Annotated in this window: 21 protein-coding genes; 7 read left to right on the forward strand and 14 right to left on the reverse strand. The window is 56.2% G+C overall.

Features of this window, described 5'->3' with window-relative positions; all coding sequences use genetic code 11:
- The first annotated feature begins 33 nt into the window (after positions 1 to 33).
- Entirely contained in the window at positions 34 to 216 is a 183-nt protein-coding gene (locus tag PSQ90_RS14545) for a CsbD family protein (protein WP_282211003.1), read from the forward strand.
- A gap of 55 nt (positions 217 to 271) precedes the next feature.
- Here the strand turns inward: PSQ90_RS14545 and PSQ90_RS14550 are convergent, their stop codons facing one another.
- The 3 genes from PSQ90_RS14550 to PSQ90_RS14560 form a co-directional block, all read right to left on the reverse strand.
- Positions 272 to 535 carry a hypothetical protein gene (locus tag PSQ90_RS14550; protein WP_282211004.1) on the reverse strand — a complete coding sequence of 88 codons (264 nt, stop codon included), beginning with the start codon at positions 533 to 535 and terminating at the stop codon, positions 272 to 274.
- A 108-nt stretch (positions 536 to 643) separates the two neighbouring features.
- Positions 644 to 1,216: a gluconokinase gene (locus PSQ90_RS14555; RefSeq protein WP_282211005.1), complete on the reverse strand. Its 573-nt coding sequence runs from the start codon at positions 1,214 to 1,216 to the stop codon at positions 644 to 646.
- The gene (locus PSQ90_RS14560) at positions 1,185 to 1,955 is read right to left on the reverse strand and encodes a glucose 1-dehydrogenase (RefSeq protein WP_282211006.1); all 771 of its coding nucleotides are present in this window, start codon (positions 1,953 to 1,955) and stop codon (positions 1,185 to 1,187) included. Before PSQ90_RS14560 ends, PSQ90_RS14555 begins: the two co-directional genes overlap by 32 nt.
- 193 nt (positions 1,956 to 2,148) lie before the next feature.
- Between PSQ90_RS14560 and gndA the strand changes: the two genes are divergently transcribed.
- Entirely contained in the window at positions 2,149 to 3,567 is a 1,419-nt protein-coding gene (gene gndA, locus PSQ90_RS14565; protein WP_282211007.1) for an NADP-dependent phosphogluconate dehydrogenase, read from the forward strand.
- A gap of 55 nt (positions 3,568 to 3,622) precedes the next feature.
- On the opposite strand, the gene PSQ90_RS14570 is transcribed toward gndA, so the two are convergent.
- From PSQ90_RS14570 to PSQ90_RS14585, 4 genes are all read right to left on the reverse strand, one after another.
- Positions 3,623 to 4,105, reverse strand: a complete 483-nt coding sequence (locus tag PSQ90_RS14570; protein WP_282211008.1) for a GNAT family N-acetyltransferase — start codon at positions 4,103 to 4,105, stop codon at positions 3,623 to 3,625.
- Complete coding sequence (locus PSQ90_RS14575) at positions 4,083 to 5,408, reverse strand: TCR/Tet family MFS transporter (protein ID WP_282211009.1); 1,326 nt, start codon at positions 5,406 to 5,408, stop codon at positions 4,083 to 4,085. Before PSQ90_RS14575 ends, PSQ90_RS14570 begins: the two co-directional genes overlap by 23 nt.
- Before the next feature lie 106 nt (positions 5,409 to 5,514).
- Complete coding sequence (locus PSQ90_RS14580; protein ID WP_328517550.1) at positions 5,515 to 6,714, reverse strand: FAD-dependent monooxygenase; 1,200 nt, start codon at positions 6,712 to 6,714, stop codon at positions 5,515 to 5,517.
- A gap of 9 nt (positions 6,715 to 6,723) precedes the next feature.
- Positions 6,724 to 6,969 carry a zinc-finger domain-containing protein gene (locus PSQ90_RS14585; RefSeq protein ID WP_282211010.1) on the reverse strand — a complete coding sequence of 82 codons (246 nt, stop codon included), beginning with the start codon at positions 6,967 to 6,969 and terminating at the stop codon, positions 6,724 to 6,726.
- Positions 6,970 to 7,110: 141 nt separating this feature from the next.
- On the opposite strand from PSQ90_RS14585, the gene PSQ90_RS14590 reads away from it, so the two are divergent.
- From PSQ90_RS14590 to PSQ90_RS14600, 3 genes are all read left to right on the forward strand, one after another.
- Complete coding sequence (locus PSQ90_RS14590) at positions 7,111 to 7,881, forward strand: alpha/beta fold hydrolase (RefSeq protein ID WP_282211011.1); 771 nt, start codon at positions 7,111 to 7,113, stop codon at positions 7,879 to 7,881.
- Positions 7,882 to 7,960: 79 nt separating this feature from the next.
- On the forward strand, positions 7,961 to 8,818 hold the full coding sequence (gene cysE / locus PSQ90_RS14595; RefSeq protein WP_282211012.1) for a serine O-acetyltransferase: 858 nt from the start codon (positions 7,961 to 7,963) through the stop codon (positions 8,816 to 8,818).
- Between the two features lie 172 nt (positions 8,819 to 8,990).
- On the forward strand, positions 8,991 to 9,209 hold the full coding sequence (locus tag PSQ90_RS14600) for a DUF3126 family protein (RefSeq protein WP_282211013.1): 219 nt from the start codon (positions 8,991 to 8,993) through the stop codon (positions 9,207 to 9,209).
- Positions 9,210 to 9,231: 22 nt separating this feature from the next.
- Here PSQ90_RS14600 and PSQ90_RS14605 read toward each other — a convergent pair whose 3' ends face one another.
- Positions 9,232 to 9,909: a hypothetical protein gene (locus PSQ90_RS14605; protein WP_282211014.1), complete on the reverse strand. Its 678-nt coding sequence runs from the start codon at positions 9,907 to 9,909 to the stop codon at positions 9,232 to 9,234.
- Between the two features lie 117 nt (positions 9,910 to 10,026).
- Between PSQ90_RS14605 and PSQ90_RS14610 the strand changes: the two genes are divergently transcribed.
- Positions 10,027 to 10,347 carry a DUF6949 family protein gene (locus tag PSQ90_RS14610; protein WP_282211015.1) on the forward strand — a complete coding sequence of 107 codons (321 nt, stop codon included), beginning with the start codon at positions 10,027 to 10,029 and terminating at the stop codon, positions 10,345 to 10,347.
- Between the two features lie 112 nt (positions 10,348 to 10,459).
- On the opposite strand, the gene PSQ90_RS14615 is transcribed toward PSQ90_RS14610, so the two are convergent.
- The 4 genes from PSQ90_RS14615 to PSQ90_RS14630 all read right to left on the reverse strand — a co-directional run bounded on the left by PSQ90_RS14615 (position 10,460) and on the right by PSQ90_RS14630 (position 13,047).
- Positions 10,460 to 11,086 carry a transglutaminase-like cysteine peptidase gene (locus PSQ90_RS14615; protein ID WP_282211016.1) on the reverse strand — a complete coding sequence of 209 codons (627 nt, stop codon included), beginning with the start codon at positions 11,084 to 11,086 and terminating at the stop codon, positions 10,460 to 10,462.
- Between the two features lie 127 nt (positions 11,087 to 11,213).
- Positions 11,214 to 11,621 (reverse strand): VanZ family protein, encoded by a 408-nt coding sequence (locus PSQ90_RS14620; protein ID WP_282211017.1) that lies wholly within the window; start codon positions 11,619 to 11,621, stop codon positions 11,214 to 11,216.
- 9 nt (positions 11,622 to 11,630) lie between these two features.
- Complete coding sequence (locus PSQ90_RS14625) at positions 11,631 to 12,263, reverse strand: PilZ domain-containing protein (RefSeq protein ID WP_282211018.1); 633 nt, start codon at positions 12,261 to 12,263, stop codon at positions 11,631 to 11,633.
- Positions 12,264 to 12,393: 130 nt separating this feature from the next.
- Positions 12,394 to 13,047, reverse strand: coding sequence for a PAS domain-containing protein (locus PSQ90_RS14630; protein ID WP_282211019.1), 654 nt, complete (start codon positions 13,045 to 13,047; stop codon positions 12,394 to 12,396).
- A gap of 179 nt (positions 13,048 to 13,226) precedes the next feature.
- Between PSQ90_RS14630 and PSQ90_RS14635 the strand changes: the two genes are divergently transcribed.
- Complete coding sequence (locus tag PSQ90_RS14635) at positions 13,227 to 13,973, forward strand: rhomboid family intramembrane serine protease (RefSeq protein ID WP_282211020.1); 747 nt, start codon at positions 13,227 to 13,229, stop codon at positions 13,971 to 13,973.
- Here PSQ90_RS14635 and hisI read toward each other — a convergent pair.
- Positions 13,967 to 14,413 carry a phosphoribosyl-AMP cyclohydrolase gene (gene hisI / locus PSQ90_RS14640; protein ID WP_282213080.1) on the reverse strand — a complete coding sequence of 149 codons (447 nt, stop codon included), beginning with the start codon at positions 14,411 to 14,413 and terminating at the stop codon, positions 13,967 to 13,969. The genes PSQ90_RS14635 and hisI overlap by 7 nt on opposite strands.
- A 98-nt stretch (positions 14,414 to 14,511) precedes the next feature.
- Positions 14,512 to 15,135 (reverse strand): GTP cyclohydrolase I FolE, encoded by a 624-nt coding sequence (gene folE, locus PSQ90_RS14645; RefSeq protein ID WP_282211021.1) that lies wholly within the window; start codon positions 15,133 to 15,135, stop codon positions 14,512 to 14,514.
- Positions 15,136 to 15,197: the final 62 nt, after the last annotated feature.

A 15,197-nucleotide genomic window follows, 5' to 3' on the forward strand; every position in this document is an offset into this window, starting at 1 on the left:
TGAGGAAGGCAACAAAGCCCTCAGGAGGCCGCAATGAACAAGGATCAAGTCAAAGGTGCCGGCAAACAAGCCAAAGGCGCGGTAAAAGATGCCGTTGGTGGTTTGACTGGTAATGAGAAAATGCAGGCCGAAGGCAAGCTCGATAAAGCCGAGGGCAAGATTCAGGGCAAAGTCGGGGATGCCAAGAAAAAGCTCAGCGACAAGCTGGACGACTGACTGCGGATTTTCGTGATTTGAGACCGCTCCATTCGGGGCGGTCTTTTTGTTTTGCTTATTCGGCGGCCGTTAGTGCGTGGCGGCGTGCCTTTATGCGGTTGAGATGGTGGGCTGCATTGGCCAAAAGCGCTGAGCGAACGGTGGTGTCAGTTTCATCGTTGACGACATCCGTGCGCACTTTGAGGTCCAGATTATAGGCGCTGGTGTTTCCCATGAATTCTTCAACGATAGCCACGCGTACAACGCCGGTTATCCGGCCATTGATAATGGGGTGAGGCTGCACAGACTGCAGGACACAACTCGTGATTTCAAAGGTCATTTCAACCGTTTCCTACCACTGATTAATATCTGTGGAAGGCATTGAAATCACAGTTGACAAACAAAATCACTATAAAAATGATTCGACGTTAACGGTCGAGTAACCTCTTTATTGCCAGCGCTTGAAGGATTTGAGGTGGCTCAGGGTCTTCACGACGGTTTCGGCAATCTTTTCGATGCTATCGCTTATGGGGACGGAAATCACATTTTCTGATGTTGAATCAGGGACTTCCAAGGTTGAGAATTGGGAGTCGAGTAGGCTTTCGGGCATAAACTCGTGGTGGCGATGGGCCATTCGATCGGCAATCAGTTCGCGCGACCCGTCAAGATAGACAAAAGTGATCGGTTCGCTTGCCTTTTCGATCAGAAAATCGCGATAGGAGCGTTTTAGCGCGGAACAGGCGCCGACGGCGGCACCCTTCTTGTCAGCCGCCGCAACTAGCGCCCTGGCCAGATTTTCCAACCAGGGCCAGCGGTCCTCATCGGTAAGGGGCGTGCCAGCGCGCATTTTTTCGACGTTGGCGTCGGGGTGATAGTCGTCGCCGTCGAGGAACGGCACGTGTAGCCGACGGGCGATGGATTGGCCCACGGTGGATTTGCCCGATGAACTTACACCCATCGCGATGATGATGCGGGCGGGAGCAAGATTTTTAGACCGTTGCTGAGAAGGCGCCGTCGACATAGAGAATGTGTCCGTTTACAAATTTTGCAGCATCCGAGGCGAGGAAGATGGCGGTGCCGCCGAGTTCTTCAACTTCTCCCCAGCGCCCCATGGGGGTGCGTGTTTCGATCCAGGCATTGAATTTTTCGTCCTTGACCAACGCTTCGTTGAGTTCTGTCCTGAAATATCCGGGCGCAATGCCGTTGATATTAAGCCCATGTGGGGCCCAGTCGACTGCCATACCACGGGTTAGATTGGCGACAGCGGCCTTGCTGGTGGCGTAAGGAGCAATCGAAGGGCGCGCAACGCCAGACATCAGCGAGCAGATGTTGATGATCTTGCCAGAACCGCGCGAAATCATGTGCGACGCGACTGCTTGGGAGACGTTGAAAACCGAGGTGACGTTGGTCGTCATCAATTGATCAAATTTCTCGGGCGGAAAAGATTCGAGCGGGCTTCGGAATTGCATGCCAGCATTATTGACCAGAATATCAATCGGCCCCAACTCGTCTTCGCAATAGGCAATAGCCTCGTTGACGCTGTCGCGGTTGGTGACATCAAACGCCAGCGCGGTTGTGTCCGCGTGATTGGCGATCAGGTCGGCTGTCGCATTGCCCAAAGCTGCTGCATCGCGGCCGTTAAGTACGATCTTTGCACCAGCGCCCGCAAGAGCGGTTGCAATGGCGAGGCCAAGGCCGCGACTGGAGCCGGTGATAAGCGCGCGTTTGCCTTCAAGACTGAAACGGGAAAGGGAATCCAAGGTGTCCTCCAAATTGGGGCGAGCCTATGCCCGATTTGGGCAACGGGGCAAGTTTGACAACAAATTCAGCTATCAGAACGGTAAAAATCAAAGGTGCTACTTCCGTCCTGACGTGGTTTGTGGTCATGTTCGGCTCGCTGGTCTAGATGTAACCAGACGGTGACATATTGCGTGATCTCGGAAGGACTATGGTATGACGACGGCAGATATCGGGCTTATTGGCCTTGCGGTTATGGGATCCAATCTGGCGCTGAATATCGCCGAAAAGGGCTACACAATTGCCGTCAACAATCGCTCGCCGGCAAGGATTGACGAGTTCGTCACCATGGCCAAGGAGCAGGGGCTGGCCGGAAAAGTTATTCCTAAAGCTGATCTGGCTGAATTCGTACAGGCGGTATCGCGGCCCCGCTCGATCATCATCATGGTCAAGGCAGGGGCACCGGTCGATGCCATGATTGAACAGCTGTTGCCGCATCTGGAGCAGGGCGACGCCATAATCGAATGTGGCAATTCGCTATTCACCGATACACAAAGGCGCTTTGATTACCTTAAACCCAAGGGCATTGGCTATCTAGGCGCGGGTGTTTCGGGCGGTGAAGAAGGTGCCCGGCATGGTCCTTCCATCATGGTGGGTGGCTCAAAGGAACAGTGGCATAACGCCGAGGATGTGCTGACAGCAATTGCTGCCAAGTTCAATGGTGAAAGCTGTTGTGCTTATCTAGGCGAAGGTGGCGCTGGCCATTTCGTCAAGACTATTCACAACGGCATCGAATATGGCGACATGCAGATGATCGCCGAAGTTTATGGCGTGATGCGCGATGGATTGGGCATGGCCCCGCAGGCGTGTGCGGACGTGTTCAAAGAGTGGAACAGGGGACCACTCAATTCATATCTGATTGAAATCACTGGCCATGTTCTGGCGGCGATTGATGAGCCAACCGGCAAGCCGCTGGTTGAATTGATTTTGGACAAGGCCGGCCAAAAAGGGACTGGCGTCTGGTCGGCAATTGCGGCTCAACAAATGGGCGTTCCAGCAACGGCAATCGAAGGGGCGGTCGCCGCGCGCTCGATTTCTTCGCGCAAAGACGAACGCATTGCCGCCGAAAAAATTTATGGCAAACGCAGCGCTGGCAAGGCTGACGTGACCTTGGCGGATCTGGAGCAGGCACTGCTCGCGGGCAAGATAGTCAGCTATGCTCAGGGTTTTGCCGTGATCGCCAAGGCATCAGACGAAAATGGCTGGAAGCTGCCGCTGTCAACAATTGCTAAAATCTGGCGCGCTGGCTGTATTATCCGTTCGCGGTTTCTCGACCAGATGGCCGCAGCTTACGCAAAGGGCGACAATGCCAACCTTTTGATTGTTCCCGACTTTGTGACGTTGATGAAGGAAAACCATGGCGCGCTGCGCAAAGTGGTTGCAGCGGGCGCGGTGGGTGAATTTCCGCTGATCTGCCTTTCGGCCGCATTATCCTATTTTGACAGCTACCGGCAGGCGCAGGGAACGGCCAATCTCATTCAGGGTCAGCGCGATTTCTTTGGTGCCCATGGCTTTGAAATTGAAGGTCGTGGCAAGGACCTGCATGGGGAGTGGCCAAGCACTTTGGGCAACTAAACCCATCGAATTTAGAAAGGCCTCGCTTCGGCGGGCCTTTCTTTGTCGGGGCTGGCTAGAGCGTCTTGAACATCACGAAGCTGTCGACATAACCCAATTGGGGGTGATGAAAGGCACGGGGAAGCGTGCCTACGATATTGAAGCCCAGCTTTTGCCAAAGGGCGACGGCGCGTTCATTTGATGAAACGACGTGATTGAACTGCATGGCCCCAAAACCACGTTGAGACGCCTCGGCGAGGGAATGTTCGCACATCTGACGAGCGATGCCCTTACCCTGGGCGTCGGCTGCGGTGATATAGCCGCAATTGGCGACGTGGGCGCCGTTGCCCTGCTGATTTGCCATCAAATAATAGGTACCAAGAATCTTGCCATTTTCTTCGGCCACATAGACCGTATGGGAAGGGGCGAACCAGTAGCCGAGCACCTGAGTGTCGCTCCAGTCCTGGGGCAGCACGTAGGTGGTGCCAGCGGCTAACACGGGCGCAACAATTGACAGAATGGCGGCGTTGTCGGGTCTAGTAGCCAGTCGGATCTGCATCTGAATCTTCGTCTTCTTCGCGCGGTACAAGGATTTGTCCAGGCGGCGCCATTTCGGGCACTTTGGGTTTGTCTGCGATACTGGGGCGGCGCGTCAGGCTGAAACGGAGGGCGGCAGCGACAAACAGCACCAGCGCAATAACGACAGCAATGCTGGCTGCCAGGAACGGAGCACCGGGGAAGTAGTCCGCCGCCTGGCGGTCGTGCGTGTAATAGGAGAAAATCTGGGTGGCAGCGAGCGGGCCGATAATGGTGGCCAGCGAGTTGGCAGCATTAACGGCGCCCTGAAGTTCGCCTTGGGCATTGTCAGGCACCTGGCGCGACAGCACACCATTGATAGCGGGTGCAGCAAGGCCGCTGATCGCCCCAACCATGATGAAGAGGTAGAGATAGTAAATGTCGCTGGTGAAAGCGACACCAGCAAATGCTGTTATGGCGGCCAAAAGGCCAACGATGACGACCGGGGTTTCGCCAAGTTGTTTGACAAAGGGGCCAACGAGAAATCCCTGGCAGATGGCAAAGCCGATGCCGAAGGCACCAAGGGTGCGGCCGATCTGGCTGGAGGTGAAATAAAAGACTTCGACGGTAAAATAGCTGAAGACCGATGGCAGGGATTGTGCAGCGAGTGAGAACACAAACAGGATTGCCAGCAGCCAGAGAACAATCGGATATTGTCGCAGTGACACCAGCGCGCCAAAGGGATTGGCGCGACGGATATCAAACTTGCGACGCGAGTGGCGCGGCAGGCTTTCGGGCAGAACCAGAAGGCCGAAAATGAAATTGGTAAATGCCAAGGCCGCGGCGGCATAGAAGGGGACGCGAGGGCCGATGGAACCCAATTCACCGCCGATGACCGGCCCGATGATAAAGCCAAGCCCGAATGCGGCGCCAATCAACCCGAAACGGTGGGTACGTTTGTGCGGCGGGGTGATGTCAGCCATATAGGCCGTCGCGGTGGCCACGGCAGCACCGGCGATACCAGCGATGATACGGCCAATGAACAGGTACCAGACAAATGGGGCGATGCTCATCATGAGATAGTCGAATGTCAGCCCCAGCAATGAGGCGAGTAATACCGGGCGGCGGCCAAATCGGTCTGACAGATTGCCAAGCACGGGGGAGAAGACGAACTGCATGAAGGCGTAGGCGAAGACCAGATAGCCGCCAATAACGGCTGCGTCGGCGACGCTGCCGCCTGTCAACTGTTCAAGCAGTTCGGGAAGGACCGGAACGATGATGCCGACGCCGATCATATCGAGCAAAATCGTGACCAGAATGCAGGCCAGAGTCAGTCGAGATCGCATTGCTGATGGCATACTGGCTTCACTAATTTCCTAGATTTCGCACGCAGTTGACACAGCCAAGGTGATCAAGGCAAGGCACAATGGCGAACTGATTGGATAGGCCTAATCACATATTCTGGCCAGATTGAGCAACCTTGTGACCATAGAGCCAGTCAAGCCGCCGAAAATGGCCTGTAGGCCCTTGAGCCTTCATCGCCATATCGCGGCCAATTGTCCACGGCCAATGCATATGAAAAATTTGTCCATTGGCATGAGAGGTGCGCATGACCTGCCGAACGCGCGGCTGTCGGGCGTTCTGATATTGGGCAAAAGCGGTGGCGGCATCGGGTTGGCTGATCAGGAGAGGGGCCAGCACTGCTGCGTCTTCGATAGCCATGGCTGCGCCCTGAGCCTGAAACGGCTCCATGGCATGGGCCGCGTCGCCAATGAGCCCGATGGGCCCTTCAAACCATTTCTGGGTATCCACGGTGTAGAGCGGCCATGCGCCCCATTGGTCGGCCACAGCCGCCATTACTGCGGCGAGACGGGGATTTTGCGATGTGTTACGGCCCAAGGATGGGGTCGGGGTGGATCGCGTTTGAGGTTCGGGGGCATTGATAAAGAGTGCAAGATTAAACTGGCCGCGTTGATGCAAGGGATAGGCAATGAGATGAAAATCGGGGCCGAGCAGCATCGAGGTGCGGTCTATCGCCAAATGTGACTGCAGCGCCGCTATTGGTACAAGGGCACGCCAGGCAGTGCGGCCAGTGTAGCGGGCAGGTGGGCCCGCGAGCAGGTTGTTGCGAGTGTGGGAATGGACGCCGTCGGCGCCGATCAGGGCAAAGGCCCAGCCCTGTCGGCGTTGCGCAGCGGCCTGAACGTTGATGGAAAGCGCTGGTCCCTCTGAATTTGCCTCCCAGTGCTGAGCATCAAAAACAATATCGATATTGGCAAAGCGGCGGCAGGTCTTGTAGAGCGTCTCGACCAGATCGGCACGGTGCATCACCACATAGGGTGCGCCGTATCGCTGACGAACGGCGGCGCCGAGTTCGAGAGTCAGGAGCGGGGATTGGCGAGCGTCGGGATAGACGTCGATGCCGCTTGGCTCGAAGCTGCAATCGGCAATCGTTTGGTCCAGTCCCAGATGGTTGAGGGCGTGGCGCGCGTTGGGGCTGATCTGAAGGCCCGCGCCATATTCTGATATTGCGCTGTTACGCTCCAGCACTACAATCTGGGCACCAAATTTCGCCAGTGCCAAAGCCAGCGTCAGCCCGGCGATGCCCGCCCCGGCGATATAAAATGTCCGGCGAATGGTCGGTTGCCTAATGGTGCGAGTTTACGCCGCGTCAGCGTGAAAAACGGCAGAAAGGGGATTTGATGTTCCATCGGCCAGCTCAGCGCTGAACACATACAGTGTCGAACAATATGGGCAGACAATTTCACTGTCCTTACCCATGTCGAGAAAAACGTGTGGATGGTCGAACGGGGGCAGGGCGCCGACGCATTGGAATTCGTTGGAGCCAACTTCGATACGCGCCAGACCCTCGGTATTGTGAAAATGGGGAGTTGTGCCGTGTGCCATCGAAAAGACCTGCGCAGATGAGATGATTTGGCCAGACCTTATCCAAACCAATGCAGGAAAGAAAGGGTTTGAAGGGTCGTCAAACAGGATTTGGGCGCGCTAAAAGACGCAGACTCAATTGCAGGAATTCAGGAGTGCAGCTTGCCTAGTTTTGTATCTGAGGAACTGGCGCTGGCCTATGAAGTGCATGGGGCCGGACATCCGGTCCTGTGCATTCACGGTTTTGCGTCGAGCGGCAAGGTGAACTGGGTCGATACAGGCTGGGTCAAAACGCTGACGGATGCGGGTTATCAGGCGATTACGCTCGACAATCGCGGGCATGGGCGATCGGACAAACCGCATGATCCTGATTTTTATACACCACAGGCGATGGCGCGTGATGCAATCAATCTTTTGGATCATCTTGGACATGAAACTGCGGTTCTGCTCGGCTATTCCATGGGTGCGCGGATCGCTGCGTTCGCCGGCTTTTCACATCCCCAGCGCGTGGATTGCGCGGTCCTCGGTGGCATGGGGATGAATTTGGTCAATGGGTTGAGCGATGGCAACGACATTATTTCGGGGTTGCTTGCCCCCAGCCTTGAAGAGTTGACGCATCCGACGGCGCGTCAGTTTCGAATATTTGCTGATCACACCAAGTCTGACCGGCAGGCGCTGGCTGCCTGCATGGAAACTTCGCGTGCGCCGATGGCCCGCGCCGATGTTCGTAGGATCAACAGTCCTGTCCTCGTTGCGGTCGGGGAAGATGATGAAATGGCTGGCGCGCCGGAGCCACTGGCGGCTCTGCTTCCCGATGGAGAAGCATTTGTCATTCCGCGCCGCGACCATATGCGGGCGACGGGGGACCCCAAATTCAAGGCGGCTGCACTTGAGTTCATCGGGCGGCATTTGCGCAGCAATGCAAATTTGTGATCCAGATTTTTGATCGGGGCTTTGTCTTGAGTGAAAAAATGCCTTATATCGGTAAATCACGATACACGGAGACAGCGCGATGAGTGTCAGCGCCAAGAAGCCGAGCGGCCTTAAAGCCGTTGATCCTGTCTGGGATGCGTTGCGGGGGGATGCTCAAACCATATTGGCTGATGAGCCTTCGCTGGGAAATCTCGTTGTATCGTCTGTTCTCAATCACGACAGCTTTGAAGCGGCGCTAGTGCAGCGTCTGGCAGCGCGGCTGGATCATAGCGATGTTTCGGCGGATCTGATCCGGCAGGCCTTTTTGGAAACCCTGCAGGATAATCCAGAGATTGGCACCGATGCGCGGGTTGATCTGGCGGCTACCCTTGAGCGAGATCCGGCTTGTCATCGTGCTATCGAGCCGATGCTCTATTTCAAGGGCTATCAGGCGATCCAGACGCACCGGTTTGCCCATGCAATGCTCAAGGATGGACGACGCGATCTGGCGCTATATCTGCAGAGCCGCGCCAGCCAGGTGTTTCAGGTGGACATCAACCCCGCAGTCCGGATTGGTCATGGCATCATGCTCGACCACGGCACTGGGTTGGTGATCGGCGAGACGGCTATTGTCGGGGATAATGTTTCGCTGCTGCAGGGCGTCACGCTTGGCGGAACCGGCAAGGCGGATCAGGATCGCCATCCCAAGATTGGCAATGGCGTGTTGATCGGCGCTGGCGCCAAGGTGTTGGGCAATATCACTATTGGCGAGTGCTCCCGCGTCGGGGCCGGATCGGTTGTGCTGAAGCCAGTTCCACCACGGGTGACGGTGGCGGGCGTTCCGGCAAAGGTTATCGGGGCGGCAGGATGTTCACAACCGGCGCTGGTCATGGACCAGATGGTGCTGGCCTATGATTTGGGAACCTCCGGGCCGAGCGAAGAAAAAGAATCAATTTGACTGCATAAGTGCTTGTGAAACTAGCGATTTGTGAGGGGCGGCTAGCTGATTTCAAGTGGTGTGGCTCGGTAGAGTGTGCCGTTATCACCGATAAAAGCTATGGCTCAGGGGTTGCTCCGGCGGCTTGAGTGCTTACAGTCGCGCCGAATTCAAACCACCGCAGGACCCGCAAGTGAACCATCCCGAGATCATCAAGTTGCAAAAGTTCTTGCAGCAAAAGTTCAACAACACATCGATCGATGTCCGGCCACGTCCGAAGCTGAACGATTCAGTCGAGGTCTTTATCGGGGAGGAGTCGGTCGGTCTGATCCATGTCGACGACGAGGACGGTGACCGGTCCTATATTTTCAATATGTCGATTCTTGATATCGATCTGGACGATATTGAATAAGTAGATGATGGGCGGATCGGCGCTATAGGGCGCCTATTCGTTCCAGCCATTGGTTCATCTGGTCGTCGAAATCTCGCCAGGACGTCAAGAGACTGGTGTCGAACCGATAGATGGCTGCAATGCCGCTGGGCAAATAAACTGAGCGCAGGCATTGGCCTTGCTGGCTGCCCACCAGTGGCGATTGACATTTTGCTACGAATGGGGCGGGCGACAGCGGATCGTACCAGACGGTTTCGTCACTGTAGCCGCCGCTTGCCTTTAGGGGCTTTCCCACCAGACCCGGCACGCCCGATGCAGTACCGTTTTCAAATTGATGCAAATAGACACCGTCCAGCAGTGCGCTGCTGGGTCGGACGCGGCTGCGTGGCACAAGCGTGACGTCAACGCGCATCGGTGAATTGGATTGGGATGAATTCAGTGCAATGCGCAGGTCTATCTGGCTAGAAAATTCGGCGCGAACCGGTCCTTCAAGTCGAAACCACGATTTTGGTATCGTCAAATCCTTGCCCGAAAGCGTCAAGGATACTGTTTGGGCATCGTCCTGGCGGGGGAGGACAGGTTTGTCCGCCCTGATCACGGCTTCGAGCAGATAGGCCGCGCCGACAGCGCAAAGCAGCACCAGCACGGCGATTCCGGACAGGTTGTAGCTGACACTGGCGCCAGGTCCGGGCCGGTGGGTCGGGGCAGTTGATGTGCTCATGGCGCGCGTTAACCAGTATTGCCGGGAGGAGATGACATCTGATTGGGCACTGATTATGATTAATGAAGAGTTAACAAAGGCTGGCAGAATAGCCGTCTGTCGTTGGGGATGACAATTATGGTCAGAGAACTGCTGCTCGCCGCCTTCATCATGGGAGTCGGACTGTGCGTCGCAGGGGCGGGGACCCACTTGTATCAATGGCTGTCCAGCCAACGGGCCCTGCTGCGCTATGATGGTGAAACATTTCTGGCCTCGATGGGTAATCTGGCCATCAGTTTTGTATGTGGTCCCTATATCATGCTGCAGCTGGGCTGGTTGCAGGAAGATAGCGGCTCGACCTCGGTCGGCTCGGCGCTGATCGCCGCGATGGTTGCTTTTGGTTGGGCGTTCATCACAGGTCTACTGTTCATGGGTGCTTATGTGGCAATTCGCTACTGAGCGTTCTTTTTAGTGGAACTTCTGTTGGCACAATAAAGCCCGCTCCATTTCTGGGCGGGCTTTATTCATCAGACCCCTATCAGGGATAGTTTGAGCGGGGTCCGGAACTCGATTATTTTTCCAGGGCAGCAACGACAATTGGGCGGTTGTCGAACATGTCTACCCACTGGCCGGGGTTCGCCTGTGACTGACGCTTGATGAACTTGTAAGGCGTGTGGTTCCAGACATTGATGGTGCCATCGAGATTGTCCAGGACGAGATCGCCCCGGTCAGTGCGCGCCATAAGGACCGCATGGCCCTCGCCATTGGTCTGGCGAACAACGGCAATTAGCAGGGTGCTGGCGGGCCAACCGGCGTTGATCAGATCGCGGCGTTTTGCCAGCGCATAATCTTCGCAATCGCCATATCCGTTTGGATAAGTCCAGAATTCGGCGACCTGATACAGATCCTGATCGGTGACCGCAACGACGGACTCATTGTAGAGCGCATTGATCGCCAACAGCTGGTTCCAGCGCGCTTCGGTCAGCGCTTCGACCGCAACGACCTGAGAATTGGGTTGGCATTCGCTTGGGTGGGTGCGGCAAAATTCGGCAGCGCCTACCGGAATGCTGGTTGTTTGTGTCGCCGTCTGAACGAAGGCGATGTTGGTGGTGTCGATAGCGGCGGCTGGAAGTGTCGTGGCAAACGCCCCGAGAACCAGACCGATGATGGCCGCAGCGAACCTTGTTGGATTGAACATTTGTGATCTCCCTGATGGAGACCACGTTAGAGAGAGCGAATTTCGACGATCGGAAAACTACCGCATAGTTTTTATGCAAGTTTTATCGATGTCGTTGAGGGGTGATTAACCAAGAAAATCAGCGGCTTCAGTGCTGTGGGCGAACCATGTCACGCGTCTTGATGATCGCCCAGGCAATTGTGACGCCAACGGCGGCGCCTGCTAACTTTGCCAACAGATCAGACACGCCCCAATGGCGATCGGGTGTCAGGCGTTGTGCCGCCTCAAGAGCAAAGGCGGTGGCAGACAGGCTGATCAGAACGAGCAGGAGCTGGCGACGATAGGCAAGGGCAAAGGATGCGCCCAAAAGCGCGAAAGACGCAAATCGTTCAAGCTGGGGAGGGGCGGGGCTGTGGGGCCGGAGCTGAATTGGGGAAAGGGTTGCCAGCGCAATCAGAAGGAGCACGGCCCACGGCAGGAATTTTACAATCGTCACACGCATGATGTTTATGTAGCTGACGCCATCGAATTTGGCGACAGCAATTTTGTCAGTCAAGAGTGGCGTTTAGTTGATCCGAAGGTTTTGCTGCACCACGGTCATGATTTCCTGCGTCGAGGAAAATTCGACGCCGACGCCATCCTGAAAATGGCGAATGACGCGGGCACGCATTCGTCCCAATGTCACGGGTGTGCCCATTGCCGGCCGTACCGCCAACTCAATTGCGGCGCCGGACAGGGAGATATCAATGATCTTGCAATTATAGCGGCGGCCATCGTCCAGTACAACCGTTGAATGGCGATTGTCGGGAACGACGCGCTCGTGCCGACGATCCTCAGGCAGATTGAGAATGCTGCGATTGGCCAGCCAGGTCAGCTGCGCGGCCAGTTTATCGCGCTTGCGGGAGGAAGCGGCAATGCTCATGACAAAACCGCCATCAATGGTCGACTGGATCATGCCTTCGATGCGACCAAGGTGGTCGAGATAAACAATGACCTTTTCACCTTCAAGCCCGGCGGCGGGCGCGATCACAATTGCATCGCCAGGCGACATTTCCAGCACCTGGCAAGGAAACTCGCGACGGTCAGCCAGCATGTAACGACCAAGGATGGACACCTTAACCCGCTGAAATTTGGCGGAATCAGCCCGCGTGCGCTGTGGCGCTATATATTGCGGAGAGGGAATCTCGTCACTGAGCATGCGCCAAACCTTACGGAGACTTGTGTCGTGACAAGCACGTTAGCCGATTTTGGTTAACACATGGTAAGATGACTGCCGTTCACTTACGGCAATATTAGCAAAAAAACCCTGTTCGCCGACTCGCGTAATATTACTGACGTCCACCATCAATTACGGCAAGATGGGCGTAGCGACGGGCGGAACGGCCATAGACTGTGGCCGGTATTCCGCTTGGTGGCATTGTTTCGGCAAAACCGACTTCGTTGCCAAGATTTGCAGCGATATTGCGGGGCATGTCCTCAAGAGAGGCATCATCTGGCCAGATAAGGCGCAGGCCAGTGATTCGTTGCTCAAGTATTGGCTGTACGCCTAGCCAGTATGGGTCTTCAAGTGCGGTCATAGCGCCCAGCAGACGGGTCTGGGTTGAGCCATTGTGACGCAGCGGCATGAGTATGGTTTCAAAGCTCGCCTTGGTATTGATGGCCGTGGTTCCCTGAAAGGTAACAAGGGCCACGGCATGATCCTCGGTGACGGCGCGGATCAGAGTTGCCATGGCCTCACGGTCGCGTTCATGCCAAAGGGCGGAGAAGGAGCGCCCTTTGAGCTCGCGGGAGTAGGCGGTGCACAGGTGGGAACCAGCAAGGCGAAAGTTGAACCGGTCATCTCCCTCAAGTTCGAGTATGAATGTATTGGAAAGTGCTTCGCGAATCCGGGTCGGGTCTATGTCCTTCCGGTCCGGGGCACTACGCGAGCCGCGAATACCGTTCCAGTAGTTGTACAGGGTTTTGGTGCTCGTCTTTTTCATACTTTTCAACCTGCCGGATTTGCTGAACAGGTTCCCGTCTGGACCAACCCGCCGCAGGTCCGACAATGTCAAAATCGGGGGGCAAATGCGCCCTTAAACAATGGTTAAGGTTAACGCGGCGGCCCTTATGTGGAAAACACCGGGGAAAGAGCACCCAGCCGCTGAGTCGGAGCAATAGAATGAGTGAAAACGGCCAAAACGGCGGAAATGCGGGCGATGACCAGCGCCAGCCGATATTTTTATTGCCCGGGGTTGTGACTGCCCTGATCGGGATAATCACCGCTGTTCATATTGCGGCAACCTTAGTGCTTAACCAGGGCGGGCAGGGCGAGCTGATCTACTGGTTCGCTTTTTTGCCAGCGCAGATCATGGCGATGACCCAACAGCTGGACCTGGGTTTGCCGTTGATCTGGACGCCTTTTACCCATGCGCTGTTGCACGCCGGGTGGGAGCATCTCATCTTTAATATGGCTTGGTTGGCGATTTTTGGAACGCCGGTTGCGCGCCGCTATGGTGCCGTGCCGATGTTGGCAATTTTCTTTTTGACTTCGGCGGCTGGGGCGGCACTGTTTGCTGTGACCGATTGGAACAGTGGCACCTATCTTGTGGGGGCATCGGGCGGCATTGCAGGGCTGACCGGGGCGGGTGTCCGGTTCATGTTTCAGCCGATAATCGTTGCGCGGCATCCCGAAACGGGCGAACCAGTGGCGTTAGGCCGCAAGCTGGCATCGCTGGGCGAGGTGATGCGGGAACCGCGGGCCCGAACATTTTCGCTGTTCTGGATTATCCTCAATGCGGCGGTGCCGCTGTATCCGCTTTTTACCGGAGAGGCCGTACAGATTGCATGGCAGGCCCATCTGGGCGGATTTATTGCAGGGTTTGTTCTGGTAGGCCTTTTTGAACGCGCGGCGATTGCGGGTCAGTAGACTTTCTTGGGATCGAACAGCTTTGGCAGGCCGGTGTCGACAAGCGTGACCGCGCCGTTCTTGACAATGGCGCGGCGGAAAAAGCAGGATTTGCGGCCGGTGTGACAGGCCGCGCCGCGTCCCGTTTGTTCGACCTCAAGCACCACCGCGTCCTGATCGCAGTCGATGCGCAACTCCACCAGCCGCTGTAACTCGCCCGAACTTTCGCCCTTCTTCCAAATTTTGCCGCGCGAGCGGGACCAATAGTGAGCGAAGCCGGTTTCGAACGTCAGCGACAAAGCCTCCGCATTCATGTGGGCCAACATCAATAATTGGTTGGTGCCAGTTTCGATGGTGACAGCGGTGACCAGCCCCTTGGCGTCAAAGCGGGGTGCGAAGGCGGTGCCTTCTTCAAGTTCGTCGTGGGTGAGGGCGGATGGATCGGCAAATTTCAGGGTCATGACGCGGGTTTTAAACCGCGCCATCGGTTTTGCCAATCAGGGTTTAAGGGCAAGCCGGATTTCGACGTCCTTGCCGGGCTCACCTGACCCCGTTGGCGTTAGCGCTTGCCAACCATGGCAAAGAAACGGTCCTGTTCGGAGCGGTCTTCGGCAAAAACACCGGTGAAGCGGTGGGTAATTGTTGACACGCCCTGGGAGCGGACACCGCGCATCGACATGCACATATGTTCGGCGTCGAGCATGACGGCTGCTCCGCGTGGGCCCAGATTTTCATTGATGGCGTCAATGATCTGGGCGGTCAGGTTTTCCTGGGTTTGCAGGCGGCGCGCAAAAATGTCGACGAGGCGCGCCAGTTTGGAAAGGCCAACCACGCCATCGTGCGGCAGATAGGCAATGTGAGCCTTGCCGGTAAAGGGCACCATATGGTGCTCACAATGGGAGTGGAAAGGAATGTCGCGAACCAGAACGATGTCGTCATAGCCGCCCACTTCCTTGAAGGTTCGGGCAAGAATGGCCTTGGGGTCCTGCTCGTAGCCGGCGTAAAGCTCGCCAAAGGCCCTGACGACGCGCTGAGGCGTATCGAGCAGGCCCTCGCGCTCAGGATTATCACCAGCCCAAGCGATCAGCGTGCGCACCGCTGCTTCGGCCTCTGCCTGAGAGGGGCGGCTGTGGGAAACTGACTTTTCAAGCTCGGTCGGTAGTGGATTTACACGGGCGTCCATCAAAATTCCTTTCGGGGCAAGCACCTGTTAGACGCAGCCGGATTGGATAGGTTTCAACGCGA

Source organism: Devosia rhodophyticola (assembly GCF_028816475.1).
Taxonomy (GTDB): Bacteria; Pseudomonadota; Alphaproteobacteria; order Rhizobiales; family Devosiaceae; genus Devosia; species Devosia rhodophyticola.

Excerpts from the sequence above, each read along its gene's own strand:
- PSQ90_RS14570 (WP_282211008.1), bottom strand. The coding sequence starts at position 4,105 with ATGCAGATCCGACTGGCTACTAGACCCGACAACGCCGCCATTCTGTCA.
- PSQ90_RS14615 (WP_282211016.1), bottom strand. The coding sequence starts at position 11,086 with ATGTTCAATCCAACAAGGTTCGCTGCGGCCATCATCGGTCTGGTTCTC.
- PSQ90_RS14550 (WP_282211004.1), bottom strand. The coding sequence starts at position 535 with ATGACCTTTGAAATCACGAGTTGTGTCCTGCAGTCTGTGCAGCCTCAC.
- cysE (WP_282211012.1), top strand. The coding sequence starts at position 7,961 with ATGAGTGTCAGCGCCAAGAAGCCGAGCGGCCTTAAAGCCGTTGATCCT.
- PSQ90_RS14625 (WP_282211018.1), bottom strand. The coding sequence starts at position 12,263 with ATGCTCAGTGACGAGATTCCCTCTCCGCAATATATAGCGCCACAGCGC.
- folE (WP_282211021.1), bottom strand. The coding sequence starts at position 15,135 with ATGGACGCCCGTGTAAATCCACTACCGACCGAGCTTGAAAAGTCAGTT.
- PSQ90_RS14585 (WP_282211010.1), bottom strand. The coding sequence starts at position 6,969 with ATGGCACACGGCACAACTCCCCATTTTCACAATACCGAGGGTCTGGCG.
- hisI (WP_282213080.1), bottom strand. The coding sequence starts at position 14,413 with ATGACCCTGAAATTTGCCGATCCATCCGCCCTCACCCACGACGAACTT.
- PSQ90_RS14575 (WP_282211009.1), bottom strand. The coding sequence starts at position 5,408 with ATGCGATCTCGACTGACTCTGGCCTGCATTCTGGTCACGATTTTGCTC.
- PSQ90_RS14545 (WP_282211003.1), top strand. The coding sequence starts at position 34 with ATGAACAAGGATCAAGTCAAAGGTGCCGGCAAACAAGCCAAAGGCGCG.
- gndA (WP_282211007.1), top strand. The coding sequence starts at position 2,149 with ATGACGACGGCAGATATCGGGCTTATTGGCCTTGCGGTTATGGGATCC.
- PSQ90_RS14635 (WP_282211020.1), top strand. The coding sequence starts at position 13,227 with ATGAGTGAAAACGGCCAAAACGGCGGAAATGCGGGCGATGACCAGCGC.
- PSQ90_RS14605 (WP_282211014.1), bottom strand. The coding sequence starts at position 9,909 with ATGAGCACATCAACTGCCCCGACCCACCGGCCCGGACCTGGCGCCAGT.
- PSQ90_RS14555 (WP_282211005.1), bottom strand. The coding sequence starts at position 1,216 with ATGTCGACGGCGCCTTCTCAGCAACGGTCTAAAAATCTTGCTCCCGCC.
- PSQ90_RS14630 (WP_282211019.1), bottom strand. The coding sequence starts at position 13,047 with ATGAAAAAGACGAGCACCAAAACCCTGTACAACTACTGGAACGGTATT.
- PSQ90_RS14610 (WP_282211015.1), top strand. The coding sequence starts at position 10,027 with ATGGTCAGAGAACTGCTGCTCGCCGCCTTCATCATGGGAGTCGGACTG.